Annotated in this window: 18 protein-coding genes and 1 pseudogene; 16 read left to right on the top strand and 3 right to left on the bottom strand. The window is 59.0% G+C overall.

Annotated elements, in window-relative coordinates:
- Window positions 1–328: 328 nt before the first annotated feature.
- From rplM to QNJ86_RS11255, 4 genes and pseudogenes are all read left to right on the top strand, one after another.
- Entirely contained in the window at window positions 329–763 is a 435-nt protein-coding gene (gene rplM / locus QNJ86_RS11270) for a 50S ribosomal protein L13 (RefSeq protein WP_347278125.1), read from the top strand.
- A gap of 2 nt (window positions 764–765) precedes the next feature.
- Entirely contained in the window at window positions 766–1,158 is a 393-nt protein-coding gene (gene rpsI / locus QNJ86_RS11265; protein ID WP_283832728.1) for a 30S ribosomal protein S9, read from the top strand.
- 128 nt (window positions 1,159–1,286) lie between these two features.
- Window positions 1,287–1,868: a type IV toxin-antitoxin system AbiEi family antitoxin domain-containing protein gene (locus tag QNJ86_RS11260; RefSeq protein ID WP_283832727.1), complete on the top strand. Its 582-nt coding sequence runs from the start codon at window positions 1,287–1,289 to the stop codon at window positions 1,866–1,868.
- A 135-nt stretch (window positions 1,869–2,003) separates the two neighbouring features.
- Window positions 2,004–2,702: pseudogene (locus QNJ86_RS11255) on the top strand (nucleotidyl transferase AbiEii/AbiGii toxin family protein); the annotation flags it as partial.
- Window positions 2,703–2,776: 74 nt separating this feature from the next.
- Here QNJ86_RS11255 and QNJ86_RS11250 read toward each other — a convergent pair.
- Entirely contained in the window at window positions 2,777–3,877 is a 1,101-nt protein-coding gene (locus tag QNJ86_RS11250; protein WP_283832726.1) for a mandelate racemase/muconate lactonizing enzyme family protein, read from the bottom strand.
- 216 nt (window positions 3,878–4,093) lie between these two features.
- Between QNJ86_RS11250 and QNJ86_RS11245 the strand changes: the two genes are divergently transcribed.
- A complete protein-coding gene (locus tag QNJ86_RS11245; RefSeq protein WP_283832725.1) occupies window positions 4,094–4,642 on the top strand; it encodes a hypothetical protein in 549 nt (182 codons plus the stop codon).
- A 303-nt stretch (window positions 4,643–4,945) separates the two neighbouring features.
- On the top strand, window positions 4,946–7,033 hold the full coding sequence (locus QNJ86_RS11240; RefSeq protein ID WP_283832724.1) for a glutamine synthetase III family protein: 2,088 nt from the start codon (window positions 4,946–4,948) through the stop codon (window positions 7,031–7,033).
- Window positions 7,034–7,149: 116 nt separating this feature from the next.
- Here the strand turns inward: QNJ86_RS11240 and QNJ86_RS11235 are convergent, their stop codons facing one another.
- Together QNJ86_RS11235 and QNJ86_RS11230 are read right to left on the bottom strand one after the other, a co-directional pair.
- Entirely contained in the window at window positions 7,150–8,490 is a 1,341-nt protein-coding gene (locus QNJ86_RS11235) for a sensor histidine kinase (protein ID WP_283832723.1), read from the bottom strand.
- Complete coding sequence (locus QNJ86_RS11230; RefSeq protein ID WP_283832722.1) at window positions 8,484–9,251, bottom strand: response regulator transcription factor; 768 nt, start codon at window positions 9,249–9,251, stop codon at window positions 8,484–8,486. The genes QNJ86_RS11235 and QNJ86_RS11230 overlap by 7 nt, the downstream gene beginning before the upstream one ends.
- A 304-nt stretch (window positions 9,252–9,555) precedes the next feature.
- On the opposite strand from QNJ86_RS11230, the gene QNJ86_RS11225 reads away from it, so the two are divergent.
- The 10 genes from QNJ86_RS11225 (at window position 9,556) to QNJ86_RS11180 (ending at window position 21,953) form a co-directional block, all read left to right on the top strand.
- The gene (locus tag QNJ86_RS11225; protein ID WP_283832721.1) at window positions 9,556–10,479 is read left to right on the top strand and encodes a polyphosphate polymerase domain-containing protein; all 924 of its coding nucleotides are present in this window, start codon (window positions 9,556–9,558) and stop codon (window positions 10,477–10,479) included.
- A complete protein-coding gene (locus QNJ86_RS11220; protein WP_283832720.1) occupies window positions 10,472–11,167 on the top strand; it encodes a DUF4956 domain-containing protein in 696 nt (231 codons plus the stop codon). The genes QNJ86_RS11225 and QNJ86_RS11220 overlap by 8 nt, the downstream gene beginning before the upstream one ends.
- Window positions 11,168–11,631: 464 nt before the next feature.
- Window positions 11,632–13,305: a carbohydrate-binding domain-containing protein gene (locus QNJ86_RS11215; RefSeq protein WP_283832719.1), complete on the top strand. Its 1,674-nt coding sequence runs from the start codon at window positions 11,632–11,634 to the stop codon at window positions 13,303–13,305.
- Between the two features lie 270 nt (window positions 13,306–13,575).
- Window positions 13,576–14,388: a transporter substrate-binding domain-containing protein gene (locus QNJ86_RS11210; RefSeq protein ID WP_283832718.1), complete on the top strand. Its 813-nt coding sequence runs from the start codon at window positions 13,576–13,578 to the stop codon at window positions 14,386–14,388.
- 27 nt (window positions 14,389–14,415) lie between these two features.
- Window positions 14,416–15,831 carry an amino acid ABC transporter permease gene (locus QNJ86_RS11205; protein ID WP_283832717.1) on the top strand — a complete coding sequence of 472 codons (1,416 nt, stop codon included), beginning with the start codon at window positions 14,416–14,418 and terminating at the stop codon, window positions 15,829–15,831.
- A gap of 12 nt (window positions 15,832–15,843) precedes the next feature.
- Entirely contained in the window at window positions 15,844–16,635 is a 792-nt protein-coding gene (locus tag QNJ86_RS11200) for an amino acid ABC transporter ATP-binding protein (RefSeq protein WP_283832716.1), read from the top strand.
- Between the two features lie 513 nt (window positions 16,636–17,148).
- Window positions 17,149–18,297, top strand: a complete 1,149-nt coding sequence (locus QNJ86_RS11195) for a serine/threonine protein kinase (RefSeq protein WP_283832715.1) — start codon at window positions 17,149–17,151, stop codon at window positions 18,295–18,297.
- 241 nt (window positions 18,298–18,538) lie between these two features.
- Window positions 18,539–19,687 (top strand): DMT family transporter, encoded by a 1,149-nt coding sequence (locus QNJ86_RS11190; RefSeq protein ID WP_283832713.1) that lies wholly within the window; start codon window positions 18,539–18,541, stop codon window positions 19,685–19,687.
- A gap of 30 nt (window positions 19,688–19,717) precedes the next feature.
- Window positions 19,718–20,278, top strand: a complete 561-nt coding sequence (locus QNJ86_RS11185) for a hypothetical protein (RefSeq protein ID WP_283832712.1) — start codon at window positions 19,718–19,720, stop codon at window positions 20,276–20,278.
- A 322-nt stretch (window positions 20,279–20,600) separates the two neighbouring features.
- Complete coding sequence (locus QNJ86_RS11180; protein ID WP_283832711.1) at window positions 20,601–21,953, top strand: MFS transporter; 1,353 nt, start codon at window positions 20,601–20,603, stop codon at window positions 21,951–21,953.
- The last annotated feature ends 5 nt before the right edge of the window (window positions 21,954–21,958 follow it).

Raw genomic sequence — 21,958 nt, 5'->3', positions numbered from 1 at the left:
TTTGTGAGAATCAGGCATAACGTGGGGAAAATGCGTTGACTTCGCGGGCTGCCGCTGTTTACAATGCAAAGGTTCGCTTTCAAAAGCCCCGTGTATGCAGTGGAAGACGGGAGCGCGCCCGAGGGAGTCCAGGCCCGAAGACGTGCGCCGGCGTAGGAAACCGGCATCTGTTGGAACTGCACTTTTGAAAACAAACAAGCTGTTTCCCCGCTGCGGGGGAGGTTCGGAGGCCCTGCTTCCAAGGAGCCACCCGGGAGCGTGGATGACGGCGAACCGGCGGGCGCGTTTGCGCGCGCACGGCGGAATGAAGGATTATTGGAGGAAGATAGTGAAGACGTATTACGCGAAGCCCAACGAAGTTGAGCGCGAATGGGTCTTGATCGACGCCACGGACCAGGTGCTGGGCCGCGTCGCCGTGAAGGCCGCGCAGATCCTCAAGGGCAAGCATAAGCCGCAGTACACGCCCCATGTTGACACCGGTGATTTCGTGGTCATCATCAACGCGGACAAAATCCGCGTGACGGGCAACAAGGCCGAGGAAAAGCGTTACTACCGTCACAGCGGTTTCCCGGGTGGCCTGAAGTCCGAGACCTTCAACGAGGCTATGACCAAGCATCCGGAGCGCGTGATTGAGCATGCCGTTAAGGGCATGCTGCCGAAGAACACGCTCGGACGCGCCATGGGCAAGAAGCTCAAGGTGTACGCCGGTGCGGAGCATCCGCACATGGCTCAGAAGCCTCGCGAGATTAAGATGGAGGGTTAGACATGGCAGGTGAAGCTCTGTATTACGGCACCGGCCGCAGGAAGAACGCCGTCGCTCGCGTGCGCCTCGTCCCCGGCACCGGCAAGGTGACGGTCAACGGCCGCGAGGGCGCTCAGTACTTCGGTCGTGAAGCGCTGCTCAACTACGCTAAGGCACCGTTCAAGGTGACCGACACGATGGATCACTTCGACGTTATCGCTCGCATTGATGGCGGCGGCATCTCGGGCCAGGCTGGCGCGCTGCGTCACGGCATCGCCCGCGCCCTGCTCGCAGCTGGCGATTACCGCGGCGAACTGAAGAAGGCCGGCTACCTCACGCGTGATGCCCGTATGGTCGAGCGCAAGAAGTACGGTCTGAAGAAGGCCCGCAAGCGCCCGCAGTTCAGCAAGCGCTAAGCCCCACTTCGCAGCACGTTCTTTTGGAGAGAGCCCCCGGGCTCTCTCTTTTTATACGCAGGTTGTAAACTCACGCTGATTTCGTGCTAAAATATCAGCGTGAATTTACAACTTTGCAAGGGAACAACATGCAATTAGAAGAACTGCTGGAAAAAAACGATGGCTTACTCATGAGGGCCGATACTCTGAATCATGGCGTGTCCAACGGCACCTTCTATAACTTTGTGAAAAAGAAGCAGTTGCAAAAGATTGCGAAGGGTGTGTACCTCGCTCCTGATGCGTATCCAGATGAGATGTATATGCTGCAAACGCGTTATCCACGTGCCATCTTTTCGCACGACACGGCACTGTACCTCCACGACCTTTCGGAGCGCGAGCCTGTCCCGCTGTCGGTTACGGTGCCTTCCAGTTATAACGCAGGCTCTCTTTCCGAGGGCGGTGCGCGGGTTCACTACGTTAAAGAGCCGTGGTACAAGCTGGGAATGTGCGTCATGGAATCACCAGAGGGCAACCCCATCCGCGTATACGATAGGGAGCGAACCATCTGCGATACCGTGCGCAAGCGTTCGGCAATGGAGCCCTCCGCATTCAATTATGCGATGCGAAGCTATGCGCGGTCCCGAAACAAAGATCTCCGACGGCTCGGGGAATACGCGGAGGCCATGAACATTGATTCTCAAGTAAGAGATGCCTTGGAGGTATTGCTGTGATTGAAGGATCGAGAAGGGTCAAGGATCTTATCAAGAACATAGCCGAAGGTGATAGCGGCAAAGCGCAACGCCTTCAGCGCCACTATGCCATGGAGCGCTTTCTTGAGCGCATATCGGTGAGCCGCTTTAAAGGACAATCTGGTGCTCAAAGGCGGAATGCTTGTTGCCGCACTGGTGGGACTCAATGCGCGTTCAACTATGGACATAGATACCACCTGTAAAGGTTACCCCTTAACGCTGGAGAGCGCGCGAGAGATGGTTGAAGAAATCGCTGCGCTTGATATCGGCGATGGGATGACATTTGATATCACAGGTGTAAGCGAGATTATGGAAGACTCCGAATATGGCGGGGTGCGGATTTCGCTGGTGTCACATCTTGATAAAACAAGAACGAACCTCAAAATTGATATTTCTACTGGTGACGCAATCACGCCATCGGAGATATCGTATGACTATAAGCTTATGCTCGAAGACCGGTGTCTGAATATTTGGACGTACAGCCTCGAAACCATTTTAGCGGAAAAGCTGCAAACAATTCTCATTAGATCGGTCTACAATACCCGGCCGAGAGATTTCTATGACATTTATGTTCTCCAGGAGACGAATCATCATCCCGATCCGAAGATTTTCGACGTGGCTATGGAGCGTACCTGTGCGAAAAGAAACACCCTTGGTCTCCTTACCGATGCTGACCTGGTGCTCAGCACCATAGAGGCGAGTCGACCTATGAGGGCGCATTGGGGGCGCTTTCAGAACGATTACGATTATGCTCAAGGCATCGAATGGGAAGATGCGGTGTCTTCGGTACGTTTGCTTGTGAGTATCATTAGATAGTGAAAATTGAGGTGTCGCCGGCTCCGCAGTGGGGTGCGGGACCGGCGATGGGGAGCGAGGTGTCGGCGAGGCGCTTAGTCTTGTACGGTGAATTCGCGGACGGCGTCTTCGTTCAGGGTTACGCCCAGGCCGGGGGCGGAGGGCGGGTAGACGCGGCCGTCGCGCATGTCGATGCGTTCGTTGATGAGGCTGGGGGCGTTTGGGTCGTCGAAGTCCATGAACTCGCAGGCGTACGTGATGTGTTTCAGCCCGCAGCCAGCATGGATGATGGCCGTCATGCCAAGCGAGCTTTCAGACTGGCTGCCGATCATTATGGGCCGGTGGTAGGCCTCGCACAAAGCGGCAATCTTGCGGCCATACGTGAAGCCACTGCGCGGAATCTTAATCATCATCACCGATAGTGCGTCCAAGTCCAGCTGGTGCGCAATGTCATACAGCGTGAAGTTGCTTTCGTCGCCCGCGATGGGAATGTCGATGGCGTGTGCCAGGCGCACCCGATCTTTCTCGTTCGTGGCGGCGATGGGTTCTTCGAAGTAATCCAGCTTGCCGCGCAGCGCGTCATACACCTTTTTCGCCTCGAAGTAGCCGTAGCTTTGATTGCCGTCGATGTAGAGGCGCGTGTCGGGAGTCACGGCTTCGCGCAGGGCGCTGACGCGCGCGATGTCGGCGTCGGGGTCCTGGCCGCCCTTCACCTTAAAGGCGCGGTAGCCGCGCTCGTTCAGTTCGCGCGCCTGGTCAAGCATGGCGGACGTCTCGCCCAACCACAGGATGCGGCTGGGGGCGATAGACTCGCGGTAGCCGCCCAAAAGCTTGTAGCACGGCAGTCCCACCAGCTTGCCCATGAGATCCCATAACGCCACGTCAATGCCGCCCTTGGCCGCGAGGTTCGCCTTGATGAAGTTCATCTTCTCGTGGATTTTCTCCACGTCGAACACGTCCAGGCCCACGATGAGTGGCGCCAACAAGTCGTTGATCACGTGCACCATGCCCACTTGCGTCTCGCCGTAAATATTCTCGCGTGGGATGGCCTCGGCGATGCCTTCCGCCCCCTCGGTAGTGCGCACGCGCACCAGCACATGCGCCTGGCAGGTCATAGCCCCGGTTGCCCACCGCACCGGCCGCTCCAACGGCAACCGCACCGGCGTCGCCGTCACACTCTCAATAATGCCATTCATACCGCACCTCTTCCCAAGCTTCCCAACAGCCGGGCGCGCCGCCCGACGCATACAAGCACGCCCTCCATAATACCCCTGCCGCCCCACTTATCCCAGCAGCCATCTAAGGCTTGCCTGCACCCACACGCAAAAGCCTGTAAGATATAAAAAAGATGGGCTTCGAAAGTCTTTGCACGACACTATCGGACGCATCTTTACCGCGAAAGAAGGACCAGCATGGGATTCTGGGGAAATTCTTATAAAGCGAAATTCTTGTCTTTACGAAAGGCCAATTCGGGCTGCAAAGAGTTTTCTCGCTCAAAAATGGAAGAGAACTCAATCCCATCCCGTATTGCACGTTGTTTCGGGTTATTGCTTGCGACCAGTCTTTTTCTTGGCCTGTCCATGATTGTTGGTTGCTCATCCAGTGAAGAAACAGTTGATGCGGGCGGAGCTGGCAATGTAAGTTCCGAATGGTACAGCGGGTCTGTCGTCGATTTTAACCCCGCGGAGAGCACCGTCAACTTGGTACTCGACGAGTCGGAGTCCCTCGAAGCAGAATTTAGTCTTGAAAAGATGAGTGATAGGCGTAAGGAGTTTATCTTTTCCTCCCTTAAACGAGGCGACTCTGTATCTGTATCTTGTCTTGAACTTGTCGAAAAGGGAAGCGGAATCAATAGTGCAATCAGCTTCAGAATTAAAGGCCTCGAAGATCAAGAGGCCAAAATCAGCGACGAAGAAATTGCCGAAAACCTTGCAGATATAAAGGCTAACTTTCCAGCATAATTTTTAAGTATGGGTGATAGTGGAATTGCTTATGATGCTGCCCGAGAGACTGTGTAGGCGCCTCATTTTTCATGCTAATGCTTTCGATGGTCACATGCGTTCGTCCTTGCGCGGTGTTGCGTTCTCCTTGCGCCCTTTCCCCCTGAAACCTGTCCGAAACAATGAGCCTTTAGTTTGGTTACGGCGTGTTGAGCACGCACATAAAGGCGAGGTCATGCTATCGTATTCGCTGTCGACGCGAACGATGGGCCGCGACGCGGGGGGACGCCGCCTCCGCGGGCGGCGAGTGAGGAGCAAAGCCCTATGGCACGAGTTTCGGATACCTACGGCTCGATGGTGTTCAACGAACACACGATGCAGGAGCGCCTTCCTTCTGCAACGTACAAGAGCCTGCTCAGAACCATGAAGCAAGGCGAGCCGCTAGAAATTGAGGTGGCCAACGTGGTGGCACACGCCATGAAGGAATGGGCCATCGAGAAGGGTGCCACCCACTTCACGCACTGGTTCCAGCCGCTTTCCGGCATCACGTCGGAGAAGCACGACAGCTTCCTCGACCCGGTGAGCGACGGCCGCGCCATCATGAGCTTCTCCGGCAAGGAGCTCATCTCGGGCGAGTCCGACGCGTCCAGTTTCCCCTCCGGCGGCCTGCGCGCCACGTTCGAAGCGCGCGGTTACACCGCGTGGGACCCCACCAGCTACGCGTTCGTGAAGGACGAAGTGCTGTGCATCCCAACGGCGTTTTGTTCGTACACGGGCGAAGCGCTTGACAAGAAGACGCCGCTTCTGCGCTCGATGGGCGCCATCGAAGAGCAGGCGAACCGCGTGTTGGCGCTGTTCGGCTGGGAGCATCAGCGCGTCGTGCCCACGGTGGGCGCCGAGCAGGAGTACTTCCTCATCTCGGAAAAGGACTACGCAAAGCGGCAGGACCTGGTGATGTGCGGCCGCACGCTGTTCGGCTACGCACCGTGCAAGGGCCAGGAGCTGGAAGAGCACTACTTCGGTGCCATTCGCCCCACAGTGAATGAGTTCATGAAGGAACTCGACGACGAGTTGTGGGCGCTTGGTGTGCCGGCGCGCACGAAGCACAACGAGGTGGCCCCCGCACAGCACGAGCTGGCGCCCATCTTCACCAACGCCAACCGCGCCGTGGACGAGAACTTGCTCACCATGGAGAAAATGCGCCTCATGGCCAGCCATTATGGCCTCGTGTGTCTGCTGCATGAGAAGCCGTTTGAGGGCATTAACGGCTCAGGCAAGCATGACAACTGGTCGCTGTCGGCCACGAAAAACTTGTTTGACCCGGGCGAGAGCCCCATGGATAACCTGCGCTTCCTCGTGTTTTTGACGGCGGTTATCCAAGCGGTGGATGATTATCAGGAGCTGCTGCGCATGTCCGTGGCATCGGCCGGCAACGACCATCGTCTTGGGGCCGATGAGGCACCGCCGGCCATTGTGTCCATCTTCCTGGGCGATGAGCTGGACGCTATCGTGGACGCGCTCGTGGACGATCACGAGTACGAAAGCGCCGAGAAAGTGGCCATGGACCTGGGCGTTGACGTGTTGCCGAACTTCCTCAAGGACAACACCGACCGCAACCGCACCTCGCCGTTCGCGTTCACGGGCAACAAGTTCGAGTTCCGCATGCCGGGCTCGAACGTGAACCTGTCCGACGCGAACATGATTTTGAACACGGCCGTGGCAAAAAGCTTTAAGGACTTCGCCGACGCGATGGAAGGCAAGACGGGCGAAGAGTTTGAAGCCGCCGCCATCGCCTACATTCGCGACACGCTGAAGGCCCACCGTCGCATCATTTTCAACGGAAACGGCTATTCCGACGAATGGACCGCCGAGGCTGAGCGCCGCGGGCTAGCGAACCATCGCACCACGGCTGACGCGCTTCCGTGCTTCGTTGACCCGAAGAGCATCGCGCTGTTTGAGGAAATGGGCGTGCTGAGCGAGTCGGAGGTGCGCAGCCGTTACGAGGTGAAGCTGGAAAAGTACACCAAGCTGTTGAACATTGAGTGTCGCACGATGAAGCGCATGGTGCGTCGTGCGTACCTGCCGGCCATCAACGACTATGCAGCCGAGGTGGCCCGCAACATATCAACCATTCGCACCGCGTGCTCGGGTGCTGAGGTGACTCAGCAGGAGCACCTGCTGCAGAAGCTGCTTGCGGGCATCAAGGAAATCGATGTGCAGCTGGCGGCGTTGGATGAGGCGCACCACGCGGCCCTGCAAATTGCCGACCAGCAGGAACGCGCTAACCGCTACGCGCACGAAATTATTCCCATCATGGACAAGCTGCGCGCCGCCGTAGACGAGATGGAAATAGTCACCGACCGCGATCACTGGCCGGTACCCACGTACAACGACATGCTGTTCTACGTGTAAGCACGTGCTTCGTGCGAGCGCCCGCGTGCCCTTAGGTGGCGCGCGGGCGCTTTTTGCATTATGTGACGCACTTACGCGCTACTGATTACGCCAGCGGATCCCCATCTTTCCGCGCATTATGACGCGGGCGTAGTGGGTGTCGGAGGTAGTGGCAACGTGACGGTGAAGGTGGTGCCCGCGCTTTTGAAGCTGGTGGCGGAAATGGTGCCACCATGCTCCTCGGCTATTTCTTGGGCGATGGCGAGGCCGAGGCCATAGCCGCCTTCATCGCGGGTGCGGGCTTTATCGGCGCGATAGAAACGGTCGAACACGTGCGGCAGGTCGTCCGGCGCAATGGCGGGCCCTGTGTTATGGACTGCCAACTGCGCGGCGCGTCCGGCGCATTCCAGCGTCACCGTGACGGTGCCACCGTTGTCCGCGTACTTGCACGCGTTGTCCAAAAGGGTTGCCATCAGGCGATGGAGTCGAGACGCATCGCCCCGCACCTGTATCTGCTGCTCAACAGTACCTCCAAGTTGCACCCCACGTTCAAACGCTACCGACTCAAACTGCAGCAGTTCGGCCTCCACCACATCGGAAAAGTCCAGCAGGGCAAACGCCTCGCTGCCGTTGAGCGTCCCACCCTGCGCATCCTTGCCGGCATCAAGCTGCGCGAGTAGCAATAGGTCGCTGACCAGCTGCTGCATGCGCTCAGCCTCGGTCTGCGTGCTCTCAATCCACTGGCTTTCGCTCGCTACGCTGCGCTCGGGGTGCTCCAACAAAATGGACGTGTTCGCCAGAATGACCGTGAGTGGCGTCTTTAGTTCGTGCGACGCATCGGCCACGAACCGGCGCTGCTGTTCCCAGGCGCGCTCCACCGGGCGCAAGGCCCAGCGCGAGAAGAAGAGGCTAATCACAAAGAACGCCGCGAGGGCAACAACTCCCACGCCCGCCAGTGTGAGCGCCAGGCTCTGCCAGCCGCTGGCCGCACTGGTGTCGGCGAAGGCGAGGTAGGTAGTGCCATCCATCTGGCGTTTTGCGTAAAAGAGTCCCAGCGCATCGAGCGTGCCCGATCCGTCCGACGCGCTGCGCAGTGTTTCGCCGGCTTCAGCCAATACGTCGTCGGCGATGGAAGCCGTCGTGCGGGTGGCCACGGCGGAGAGAGTGCCGTCGGCAGCCTGCTCATACACGGCCACGGGGATGACGGCCTCGCCATCGCGCCGTCCACCAATCTCGGGCGGCAGGGGCGCTTGCGTCTGAGCCGGCGCGCCTGCGGACCCTTCGCCCTCCGTACCACCAGGTCGGAAGGCCATCTCGTCGCCAGGCACGTGGCTGAGCGCCGCGTCCAGGGCGTTGTGCACGCGCCCGACGCTTTGCTGGTAGTCAATCACGCAGATGGCCGTGAATACCACCGCCAGCACCAGCGCGACCGTGGTCATGTTGAGCGCGATAAACTTGATGCGCAGTTTCTTCAGCATGGCATGCCGTCCTGGTTCGCAGGGGCAGTATCGGCGCTGCTGGGTTCGGCTGCTACGCCCGTGCTCGCGTCGGCATCGCCCGGCGTACCCGCGTCCGCCACAAACCGATAGCCTGCCTTGCGCAGCGTTTCAATGCGCGCCGCCGACCCCAGAAATTTCAGCTTCTTGCGCAGAAACGACACGTAGGCCTCCACATTGTTGTCTTCGGCGCAGGACTCCACGCCCCACACCTTCTCGATGAGCAGGTCTTTTGACACCACCTGCCCCGCGTTCGCCATGAGCACGCGCGCGAGCGAGAACTCCTTGAAGCTCAGGTGGATGGATTTCGCCCCGCACGACAGATCGAAGCTTTCCAGGTTGAGCAAAAGGTCGCCCGCTTCCAGCGTTTCGAACACCACCTCGCCCTGGCGACGGGTGAGTGCGCGCAGGTGAGCCAGCAGCTCGGCGGGGGAGAAAGGTTTGGTCATGTAGTCGTCGGCGCCGCTGTCGAGGCCGGTAATTTTGTCGGGCACGGCGTCGCGCGCCGTCAGTAGCAACACGGGTGTGCTCACGTGCGCGCGCCTGAGGTCGGCCACCACGGAGAAGCCATCCTTTTTTGGCAGCATGACGTCGAGAATGACCACGTCGTAGTTGCCGAGTTCTGCATACGCCAGGCCGGTGGCGCCATCGTGAACGACGTCGGTGCCGTAGCCGTTCTCCTGCAGTATGTGCGCGAGCGCCTGCGCCAGCCGCACATCGTCCTCCACAATGAGGATCTGCATCACTTCCCACCTTTCCGTCCCGAGCCCACGGTTCCCATTGTAGCCCCAACACTGAAAACCGCCTGAAAGAACTCCGCCTGGGATGGCGCGCGCCTTTCAGGGAACTTTCAGGGGGCGCGGCTAGCATGTGGGTCATGGTTGGAAGCGAGGTTGCCTGGTGCGCCTGCTTCCAGCGTTTGATAGCTGGCGGGAGCGCATGACCTGCGGTGTACCGGGGTTGGTCTCTCCACCCTTCCTCCTTGCCCCTCCGCGCATCTCAGGTTGAGCGCCGCCGCCAGCATTCTCGATGGAAAGGAACATCCTTATGTCTGTATATACCGACGTGTTCGAGCGAAAGGAAGTGAAGTATCGCCTGGGCGCGGAACAGGTGCGTGCGCTTGCAGGCGCGCTTGAGGGGCGTATGGTGCCCGATGCGTACGGTCGCACGCGTGTGACCAGCCTGTATCTTGACACGCCAAACCGTGCGCTTATTGATCGCTCGCTTGAGAAGCCGCTCTACAAGGAAAAACTGCGCCTGCGCGCCTACGGCACCCCCGCGCCAGACGGCCTTGTGTTTATCGAGCTGAAGAAGAAGTTCGAGGGCATTGTGTACAAGCGGCGCGTGGGTTGTTCGTACCGTGCTGCTCGCGCATATGTGGCGGGAACGCCCTACGAGCGGGCGTGCGCACGTTTCCCGCTGGCCGACCATGAAGCAGCTGTGGAATCCTGCTCGCCGCGCAGCCTACAGATTGCGGCCGAGATCGACCAGTTCAGGGCGCGCCATAAGCCGCTTATGCCCTCCATGTACATTGCGTGCGAGCGCGTGGCGTACGCACCCGCGCTGGATGTGGCGGGCGAACCGCACGCCGATGTGCCGCCTGACCTGCGCATTACCTTCGACGAAGCCATCGCGTATCGCGACCTCTTCGCCAGCGTGCCCGCACCACCCGACGCGCCATCCGCCTACGTTCCGCTGCTGGGTGCAGGTGAGGCGGTCATGGAGATTAAAGCCTCGGGCCCGTTTCCGCTGTGGCTCGTGCACGCGCTCGACGAGTGCCGCGTGTATCCTACCTCGTTTTCCAAGTACGGCGAGGCGTACCGCGCCTGCTCGAACGCACCGCGCCCACGGCCCGTGAACGTGCGCGCCGAAGCGAAGGCCGAGCGCCTGGCGGCGACACTCCACGCTGCGCGCCCGCGTCACCTCTCAGCACCTATCCATCACCTGAAGAAGGGAGGCCGCTGTGCTTGATGCAGCGCTCACGTCCATTTTCGGCTCCACCGACTCGCTTGTGGCGGGCGTGTCCACCGTCGATTTCCTGCTCTGCTGCGTTGCGTCCATTGTGCTGGGCGCGGCCGTGGCGGCCATCTACATGTTCCGCCACACGTATTCGAAAAACTTTGTGGTAACTCTCGCGCTGTTGCCTCTTATCGTCCAGATGGTAATTACCCTGGTCAACGGCAACCTCGGTGCGGGCATCGCGGTCATGGGCGTGTTCAACCTTGTGCGCTTCCGCTCCATTCCCGGCAGCGCGAAGGACATCGGCAATGTCTTCCTGGCCATGGCTATCGGCCTGGCAACGGGTATGGGATTCATCGCGCTTGCGGTGCTGTTCACCGTTATCGTGGGCATTGTGAACGTGATCTACGTACTCACGCCCTTTGGCAAGCAGAAGGAACCCGAGAAGACGCTCAAAATCACCATCCCCGAGGACCTGGAATACGATGGCATGTTTGACCAGGTGCTTGCGCGCTACACTGACAACTATGAGTTGACTGAGGTGCAAACTACCAACATGGGAAGCTTGTTTCTGCTGGAATATGCAGTACGGCTGAAGGCTCCCGGCATGGAGAAGAAGCTGATCGACGAGGTGCGGTGTTTGAATGGGAACCTCAAAGTTGTTTTGGGGCGCGCTGCTGCGAGTAAGGATGTGTTGTGATGAAGAGGGAAAACGTGAAGGGTGAATCGCAATCTACCTGCGGGGCGGGAAGGGCGGGGCATCGCCCAGTCGCTCAGACAGTCCTCGCTTCGCTGCGGAACTCGCTTGGTGGACGACGCCCCGCCCTTCCCTCAAGCGAGAGTGGACGCAATTTCGCTTCTCGTTTTGGGGAAGGGGGAGGTGTCTCTTTGTGGCCTCGCTGGGGGAAGAGTATGTGGTCGAAGCACTTCTCGTCGAGGACTGGGGTGGTGTCCAGTCGCTCAGACAGTCCTCGCTGCGCTGTGGAACTCGCTTGGTGGACACCACCCCAATCCTCTCTTGGACGGTTTTTCTTCTCCGTTCTTGTTGTTGCGCTCATCTGCGTGAGTATGCTTGCGGGGTGCGCGGGGGGAGAATTTACGAGTGGTTCCTCGGGGGAGGAAGAGAGTGCGGAATCCTCGGTTAATGAGGTTGATGCTTCTGGAATGGATTTTGAGTATAGCAAGCGGGATTTGGATGCTTCTTATGATGATGCTTCGGCGGCTCATGTTGAATTGTTGGGAGATTCGGCTTCGGTTGACGGGGAGGGGGTCTCGGTTGAAGGGTCAACGGTGAGCATTTCGGCTGCGGGAACCTATGTGGTGTCGGGGTCGCTTTCTGATGGGCAGGTGGTGGTCGAAGCGCCTGATGATGCGAAGATTCAGGTGGTTCTGGCGAACGCCACTATCCACAACGAGGATGGGCCCGCTGTGTACGTGAAGCAGGCGGATAAAGTGTTTGTGACGCTGGCCGATGGCACTGTGAATACACTCACCGATGGAGCGAAATATGTGCTAGAAGAAGGTTCTGACGAGCCGTATGCCACGCTGTTTAGCAAGGAGGATCTGACGCTGAATGGTCCAGGCTCTCTTACCGTGACCAGCGCTTATCGGCATGCGGTGTGCTCGAAGGACGATCTCGTTATTACAGGTGGCACCTACACTATTACTGCGGTAGAGGACGCGCTCCGTGGGCGCGATTGCGTGAAGATATGCGACGGCTCGTTCGCCATAACGGCGGGCGGCGACGGCATCAAGTCGAACAATGACGAGGACGCCACACGCGGATTCGTCACTCTTGATGGCGGCACGTTCACCATCGATGCGGGCGATGACGCAGTGCACGCGGAAACGGTGCTTGTTGTCAATGGCGGCACAGTGAATGTGACCTCGTGTTATGAGGGCTACGAGGCTGAAAAGGTGTACATTAACGGTGGCGATACGCATATCGTAGCCACCGACGATGCTCTCAACGCCGCTTCGGCTGCGGCGACTACCGCCACCGGTACAACCAGTGACGGAGCTGCAACTTCGGGGCTGGAAGGTACGCCTACTCCTCCCGAAGGCGCCGCGCCTGGCGCAGAGGGTTTTGATCCTACTGCGGCGGGCGACGGGCAAGTGCCTGGTGGCGGGGGAGGCAGGGATGGCATGCGCGGCGGCCCTGCGGCTGAAAGTCCCAACGAAAGCCAGCAAAATGGCGGCATGCCTCTGACCGGTATGGCTGAAGGCGGCATGGGCATGGGTGACGAAAACTGCCTCATCCAGATCAACGGTGGCTATACGGTGCTCGATGCCGGGGGCGATGGCGTTGACAGTAACGGCAGCGTGGAAGTGACCGGAGGCGTGCTGCTCGTGTCGGGCCCTGCCGATAGTGCAAACGGCGCGTTTGACTACGATCTTACGGCCACGGTGTCGGGCGGCACGGTGCTTGTAGTGGGCTCCACCGGCATGGCGCAGAACTTCACCAGCGGTACGCAGCCTTTCGCTTTTGCCACGGCCAGCGGCAACGCAGGTCAAAGCGTTGCGGTGGTGGACGGTGACGGCACGGTGGTGGCCTCGTTCACCTCGCCCAAGCAGTTCGGCATGGTGCTGGCCAGCTCGCCTGCGTTTGCGGAAGGCGGCACGTACCAGCTGGTTATTGGCGGCCAGGTGAGTGGCGCGAATGCCGATGGTTACACCGACAGTGGCACCGTGAGCGGCGGCACAACCACCGACATCACGGCCTCCACTACGGCAACCGGTGGCATGGGCGGCCTCGGTGCGGGAGGCGGCGGCATGCCCGCCGGTCAGCCCGGCGACATCCAACGCGGCATGCGCGTCTCCGCTCCCACAGCGGCTTAGCTACAGACCGCTTAGCTTCCACGCTTCGTCGCGCGGCCGCCTATCCACCGCGCGACGAGGCTTCACCTTCCCCTCACTTCCCTCTTTATCACTTTAGTGTGCTAAACCACACGAGCCTCAAAATGCTCCGTTCACGGAGCCCCGTTCATCGAAAACGGAGGTCGGCGGCAAATCCGTGTTTGAAAAGAGGGGGCTGGCGCTTTATAGTAGTGCGATTGCGTCACGTATCTTTCTTATGTAAGGCGTGCGCAGAGGAAAGGGGAAGGACTCATGAACATCAAGAAAGTGGTCGCGCTTGCAGCGGCCGGTGCGCTGGCGGCGTCTTTGGCGCTGTTTGGCTGCTCGTCCGGCGGTGGCACCGACGACGCGACGAAGGACAAGGGCGCTTCGGGCGCCGACGCTGGCTACGCGCTGGTGAATGACGGCAAGCTGACGGTGGCAGCATCGCTCGACTTTCCGCCGTTCGAAAACCTCAACGGCGACAAGCCGGAGGGTTTTGCGGTGGACCTCATGAATCTTCTGGCCGAAGAGATGGGGCTGGAGTGCAACTACCTGCCGTCCACCAAGTTCGACACCATCGTGCCGCTCATCAAGTCGGGCGGTAAGGCCGACGTGGGTGTGTCGTCCATCACCATCAACGATGACCGCTTGGAAAAGGTCGACTTCACGGACGTGTACTGCGACGTGAACCAGAGCATCACCGTGCTGAAGACGTCGGGTATCACCGATGTGGCTCAGCTTGAGGGCAAGAAGATTGGTGCGCAGTCCGGTACGACGGGCTACGAGTGGGCGGCCGAGAACATCAAGGACTCCGAGGTCATCGGCTTCGACGAGATGACGGCTGTGTTCCTGGCGCTGCAGTCCGGTCAGATTGACGGCGTGGCTGTGGACCTGCCGGTGGCGAACTACTACGTGCGCACCTACACCGATTGCGAAGTCATCAAGGAAATCCCCACGGGCGAGCAGTACGGCATCGCTGTGAGCAAGGACAACCCCGAGCTCACGAAGGCGCTGAACACCGCGCTCAAGGCCGTGAAGGACAACGGCAAGTACGACGAGATCGTTGCCAAGTGGCTCCAGTAGCCCTTCCGTCCCACTAAGGATCGAACGATGCTAAACGCGGTTACGCGCTTTCGGGCGCACCTCGCCGGCGTCGCAGCACTTCTGTTTGCTGCGGCGCTGGCGGCATCGTTCGCTTTGCCGGTCCAAGCGCACGCCCTTGAGGTGGAGCGCTGGACCGCCAAAGCGAACCAAGATAGTGACAACACCACCGTGCTCGGCGCCACGCCCACGCGTGTGACGTGGCAGGGCCAAACGGACGAGGGTGAGTCGGTGGCTCAGGTGGTCATCAACCTGCCCGAAGGCACCACGGTTGAAGCCGAGAACGTGAAACCCACGGTCATGAGCGGCCTCGACCGCTTGGAGGTGTCTGCCGAGGCAACGGTGGAAGGCACCTCGGTCACAGTGAACTTCCCCGAGGGGGCGCCGGCCGGCTCGCTTCTCATGGTGGAGTTGAACCGTACGCTGTTCCCCGCCGATGGCGGAACGTTTGGCCTGAAAGGCAGCTACACCACCGCCGATGGGCAGACGCACGACATGCCTCCCACCGATGCGCAGATAACCATTTCGGCCAGCTCACCCACCGAAGCGTTGGCGAACTGGATCGATGGTCAGGACTGGGTTGAGGCGTGGAACTCGGTCAGGTTCCTTGAGCTGTTCTTCAACCCTGCCACCATTGTTCGTTGTATTCCCGCTCTGTTCTCGGGCTGGTTGTTGTCGCTGGCTGTGGTGGCCATCAGCTTCCCGCTGGCTATACCGCTGGGTCTGTTGTGGTCGTTTATGCGTATGGCGAAGCATCGCGTGCCGCGCGCTATCGGCGCCACGTACATCAACATCGTTCGCGGTACGCCGCTGTTCTTGCAGCTCTACATTGCGTTTTTTGGCTTGCCGCAGATGGGCATTAACATCACACCGTTTGCGGTGGGTGCCATTGTGCTCATCTTGAATTCCAGCGCGTATTTGGCGGAGATTTTCCGCGCGGGCATTCAGTCCATCAGCAAGGGGCAGTTCGAAGCCTCGCGCTCGCTGGGCATGAATGGCGTGCAGACCATGTTCTTCGTTATTATTCCGCAGACCGTGCGCCGCGTTATCCCCACTATGACCAGCGAATTCATTCTTATGTACAAGGATACGGCGCTGCTGTCTGCCGTGGGCGTGACCGAGCTTATGATGCGCGCGAAGGTTATCACGGCCACCACGGGCGACATCACGCCCTACATCGTGGCCGCGGGCTTCTACCTTATTGTGACCATCCCCATGACGAAGTTCATCAACTCCATGGAGTCGCGCATGGGCCGCGGGCGCAAGCGCAAGAAGGGCGCGGCCGCTCCGGCGCTCGCGTCGCCGGCTGCTGCGGAGCCCACGTCCGAAGCTGTCATCGCGCGCAATATTCGCATGTCTGAGACGTTTGCTGCTCCGGCGGTGGACGGCGACCTGCTGGCGCAGGGCAATCATATGAGTCATTAGGGAGGTGCGGACATGAGCGAAGCGAACAGCGAAACGGTTGTCGTGGACGGCGCGACGGCAACGACGACAGACGACAAGCCGGTTATCCGCATCGAGGATTTGCGCAAGTCGTTCGGCGATAACGAAGTACTGCGTGGCATCGACCTTCAGGTGCAGCGCGGCGAAGTGGTGGTCATCTTGGGGCCGTCGGGTTCGGGTAAGTCCACGCTGCTGCGGTGCGTGAACCTGCTGGAAACGCCCACCAGCGGGCACATCTTCTTCGAAGCCACGGAAATCACGGCCAAGAAAACCGACATCAACGCCGTGCGCGCCAAGGTGGGCATGGTGTTCCAGAACTTCAATCTGTTCCCGCACCTCACGGCCAAGGGCAACGTCATGCTGGCCCAACGCAAGGTGCTCAAGCGCAGCAAGGAAGAGGCCGAGCGCATTGCCATCGATCAGCTGACGAAGGTGGGGCTGGCCGACCGCATTGACTTCAAGCCCTCGGAACTTTCCGGCGGCCAGCAGCAGCGCGTAGCCATTGCGCGCGCCCTGGCAATGGATCCGCATGTCATGCTGTTTGACGAGGCCACAAGCGCGCTCGACCCGGAACTGGTGCGCGACGTTCTGGGCGTCATGAAGGAGCTGGCACGCGGCGGCATGACCATGATTGTGGTCACCCACGAGATGGGCTTCGCACGCGACGTGGCCGACCGCGTCATCTTCATGGACGGCGGCTATATTGTGGAGCAGGGCACACCCGAAGACGTGTTCGACAACCCCCAGTCCGACCGCACGAAGGACTTCTTGGGGCATATTTCGTAGCGTGCCGCAAAAGGATATGCGCGCGCGGCGAAAGGCGGCTGCACAAAAAAGCTGAGGGGCCCTTTGGCGGTCCCTTTCTTTTTTCTTGAGCAAAACGGGGTGTATGGCAGTGCGGGTTTCGCAGTGCGGGGCGCTGCATGAGGTAACAATTTCATTCCTTTTTATGCAAGCCTATGGCAATAAATGCGCGGAATATTCAATATGGTTCCGGTAATCGTTGTAAGGAAGCATCAGGAAGCGCAACCATTTTTTGTGCACTTGAACAAGAACGTTTACTTTTTGGCAAAAAGCACTCGTAAATTTCTGTTGCAGGTGAACAAAAAAGATGGTATAACTACGTCAACGGCAAACCTGGCACGCACGCCACGCAAGACCGGAACATACACCACACGGGTGCATCTTCCCAAACCTTCTTGCAGCCGCGCCGCACTCGCCAGTTAAGCTGCAAGCAAGGGTAGTCTGAGTTCCACCCAACCGGCAGCGACGAAACGCTGCCACAGAAAGGAGACTGTCATGGCGAAGATAGTCAATTCTTGGAACGACTGGGATCCGCTGAAGCGCGTTATCGTAGGTCGCTGCGACAACTCGATGATCCCGCCCGAGGAGCCTGCAACGTCTGAGAAGGTGCCGGTCGACTCCGAGATGCGCGGCATGTGGGGCCTTCGTCCCCTCGCCACCGTCGAGCGCGGCAACGAGTGCCTTGAGAACCTCGTGAAGATCCTTGAGGATCGCGGTGTCGTCGTCGATCGCCCGACCCCGCTGCAGTGGAACCAGGCCATCGGCACGCCGGACTTCCGCAACGACTCCATGATGACCTGCATGCCTCCCCGCGACATCCTGCTCACCATTGGCAACGAGATCATGGCTTCCGCCAACTCCTTCCGCTGCCGCTACTTCGAGTACCTGGCCTACTGGCCCCTCATGAAGCAGTACTTCGATGAGGATCCCGAGTTCAAGTGGACCCAGGCTCCCCGTCCGCGCCTGACCGATGCCTCCTACAAGCACAACTACTACGACGAGAAGATCACGCTGGAAGAGCGCCTCGTGCGTACGGCCAACAAGGACTTCGTCACCACCGAAGTTGAGCCGATGTGGGACGCCGCCGACGTTATGCGCATGGGCAAGGACCTGTTCATCCAGCATGGCCTCACCACGAACCGCACGGCCATGGACTGGTTCCAGCGCTACTACCCCGAATATCGCGTGCACGCCGTGAACTTCCCGGGCGACCCGTACCCCATCCACATCGACGCCACGTTCGTGCCGCTGCGTCCTGGCCTGATCATCAACAACCCGCACCGCAAGCTTCCCGAAGAGCAGCGCGCCATCTTCGAGGCCAACGACTGGCAGATCGTCGAAGCTGCTCAGCCGGCTCACGACGAGCCGCCGGCGCTGTGCTACAGCTCCGTCTGGCTGTCCATGAACTGCCTCGTGCTTGACCCGAAGACGGTCATCGTGGAGGCCTCCGAGGTCTACCAGCAGGAGCAGATGGACAAGCTCGGCATGAACGTCATCCCCTGCGACCTGCGCGACGCCTATCCGTTCGGCGGCGGCCTGCACTGCTCCACGGCTGACGTCTACCGCGAGGGCGAGTGCCTCGACTACTTCCCGAACCGCGTCAAGGATCCCACCCTGGTGCGCCCCGAAATGTGGAACGACTAGTCGCATAGCTTGAACCTGACGTAAGGCTTACGCCACTCGATAAGAAAGGGGATTCGGTTGCACAGCATGCCGGATCCCCTTTTTCGTTTGCGGAACCCTACTACGCTCAAACGAAATGCACAGGGAGTGGCTGGACGGCGCACTCGTCGCTGAGTGCGTGTTCCCGCCACACCCTCAAAAGCCCTCGTGCGAAGGGCTTGGCTGCTCATTCCCTTTTTGCTGCCGGTTTTAAGGAGGACCAATGGCAGACGATACTAAAATCAAACAAACTGGTGGAAGCAACGAAAGTGAGGCTTCGAGCAAGTACCAGATGAAGGTGGGCTGGGGTACTATCGCCATGCTCATTTCCGCGACAGGCATGGGTCTTGTGCCTCTGTTCAGCCGCTGGGCCACGCGTACTGACATGTTCAACGGCGCCGCCGGTTTCAATGCTGGCGACTCAATTGGCGCTCTTATGGCCGTGGGTCGCATGGGTATGGGCGTGGTGTTCTTCGTGATATTGCTTCTTGCTACTCATAAGGTGAGCACATTCAAGAAGCTCAAACTTACGCCGGCTATTGCGCTCGGTGGCCTGATGATTGGCATGTCGCTGGCCTGCTACGTCACCGCAACGCTGCTGACCACGGTGTCGAACGCGGTGCTGTTCATTTATATTGGCCCCGTCGTTTGCGTGCTGCTTGCTCGTATCTTCCGCAAAGAACCCATGTCGGTCTTGCAATGGATATGTCTCGGGGCAGTGTTTATCGGCATGCTGTTCGGCAATAACCTCATCGGCTTTAACGAAAGCGGTTTCTTTATCGACTTCAACCTGGTGCCGTCCACCCCTGAGTTCCCTCAGAAGGGCATCGGTGACGCGTTTGGCCTGCTCTCTGGTGTGTTTTATGGCGCCTCGATGTTCTTCAACGGCTATCGCAAGGATGCTGACACCACGGCGCGTGGTGTGTGGAACTTCATCTTCGCCGTGTTGGGTGCCGGAATCATTACCATTATCTTGAACTCGCTCGGTGCGAACCCCGGTATGGAGAACTGGGCGCTGAATATCCACTTCACCACGTTCAACTGGATTGGTGCGGTACTGCTGTGGATCATCTGCGGCCCCATTGCTCTGGGCTTTTTGCTGGTTGCAGGCCGCAACCTTCCTGCTGCTGACTACGGCACCATTGCCTATTGGGAAGTGCCGGTGGCCATTTTTGTGGGCCTGGTTGTGTTTGGTGAAGCGCTTACTATCAACACCATTATTGGTGGCATCCTTATCATCGGCGGTGGCGCCGTGCCGTCGATTCGCGGCATGATTGTGGCGCGCAAGCAGAGGCAGCAGGCTGAGATCGCCGAGCATTTGGCCGAGCGTCTGGAGCGTGTCGAAGAAGAGGAAGCTAAGACGCTGAAATAAGCTCGCCGATGAGATTAGGAGGGTGTGGCAATGAAGATCACTGACAAGCTGACACATGTTGTCACCGACATTGAACTTGAGCCTGCAAAGACCGAAGATGAACTCAAGGCTGCATTTGCCGAAAGGGAACTTCAGGGCTTTCCTGCGCTGCTTGACATTGCTGAGCGCACCGAGGATCACGTTCAAATGCTCTCGCTCGACTCGCTGCTGGAGTTCGCTCAGGTTTCCGGGGCTCACGCAGTGGCCTACGATGTGACGTATTTTCCCCATGCCGATGCTGATGAAGTGGCTTATCAGTTGAAGCAGCTGGCGCACGACCTCGACATTGACGTGGAAGTTATCCGCGATGTGTGCGCCCAAGAGATTGACGAATACCTGGCGCTCGACGCCAAGCGCGACGCAGCTCTTCCCGTGCACAGCATTGTGGAGTGCTACGTTGGTGGCACGGCGTTTGCCTGGTATGGCATCAACGACTATCCGCGTCTCAAGCGTGTCATTTTGAGTAAGCTGGCTCGCGGAGGTCAGAAGGCCAAGCGCGCCTTTATTATGCGCGCCAGCAAGGCGCAGGTGGATATGCTCGAAGACTACTGATGCAGGTGGGGCGCGCCCTCTACGCGCCCTGAGCATCCGTTGTACCTGGCGGCTATCAGGCGAAACGAACCCCCACGCAGCTGCGCCTCGTGGTTGCGTGGGGCCCCTGAACCGGGCTTTCTCCACCTTCCAGCACGGTATCCACAGTGCATCAAAAAAAGACCGAACGGTAACGGGTTGTCTCACGGTTCGGAATCATGGGGTATGATACCCTTCAATGTTTGGCGTTTTCCCATCAGACAGGGGGCTTCAATGGAGCATCTGACACGCCAGCGGCTCGCGCGCTTGACGAATGCGGCCGCAAATTTCTTAGGGGACTACCATGGAACAAAACACCAGTAACGAAATCAGTGCGGCTGAGGCACTTGCCATTTCCGAAGAGGAAAAACACCGCACGCTTAAGAAAGTGACGTTCTCGTCGTTCTTGGGCAACTTCATCGAATGGTTTGACTACGCAAGCTATTCGTATCTGGCCACCGTTATTGCTCTCGTGTTCTTCCCGGGCGAGGATCGTACGGTGGCGGTCATGAGCACCTTTGCTGTGTTCGCGCTTTCCTTCCTCGTGCGTCCGGTGGGCGCTATCTTCTGGGGAAACATGGGAGACAAAAAGGGCCGTAAGTGGGCGCTGTCCATCTCCATCCTCATGATGAGCGGGGCAACGTTCCTCATTGGCTGCTTGCCGGGCTACGCGGTACTGGGCATTGGCGCACCCATTTTGTTGCTGCTTCTGCGCATCGTGCAGAGCTTCTCGGCTTCGGGCGAATACGCCGGCGCTGCCACCTTCATTGCGGAATATGCGCCGAAGAATCATCGCGGGTTCTACTGCTCGATGGTACCGGCGTCCACGGCAACGGGCCTGCTCGTGGGCTCGCTGTTCGCCACGTTCATGTTCAACACCTGGGGAGCCACGTCCGACTTCGTGGTGGACTGGGGCTGGCGTATCCCGTTCTTGCTGGCGGGCCCCTTGGGGTACATCACGCACTACATCCGCACGCACCTGGAAGACTCCCCGGTGTACGAGCAGATGCAGGAGCGCCTGCGGCTGCAGGGCTCCAAGATTCAGCGCCCCATTCGTACGCTGTTGAAGAAGCACATGAGGGTGCTCATTGTGTCGTTCGGTGCCTGCGTGCTGAACGCGGTGGGTTTCTACGCGGTGCTCACGTATTTGCCGAACTACCTGGAAACCACGCTCAATTACGACCCAAGCGCAGCCTCCATCATTACTACCATTGTGCTGGTGGTGTACATTGCGTTCATCTTTTTGTCGGGACGCATTTCCGACCGGTTCGGGCGCAAGCGCATGCTTATTATTGCGTGCGTCGGGTTCATTGTGTGCACCATTCCCGCATTCATCTTGCTGGGCACGCTGAACTTCTGGATTATTTTGCTGGTTGAGCTGGTCATGTGCCTGATTCTCACCATTAACGACGGCACACTATCCAGCTATCTCACCGAAACGTTCCCCACCGACGTGCGTTACTCCGGGTTCGCGCTTAGCTTTAACCTGGCGAACGCCATCTTTGGCGGGTCGGCGTCCTACATTTCCTTCTGGTTGATTTCGGTCACCGGCAACGACATTGCGCCCGCCTTCTATATGGTGTTTATTGCGGCAGTGGCGCTGGTTGCCATGATCATGTCGCACGAACACACGGGTAAGGATTTGTCCGAAGTGTAGCGCGC

It is taken from the genome of Gordonibacter faecis (assembly GCF_030077735.1).
Lineage (GTDB): Bacteria > Actinomycetota > Coriobacteriia > Coriobacteriales > Eggerthellaceae > Gordonibacter > Gordonibacter faecis.
Note: the sequence above shows the minus strand (reverse complement) of the source record. Positions and strands in the feature narration are given on the sequence as shown.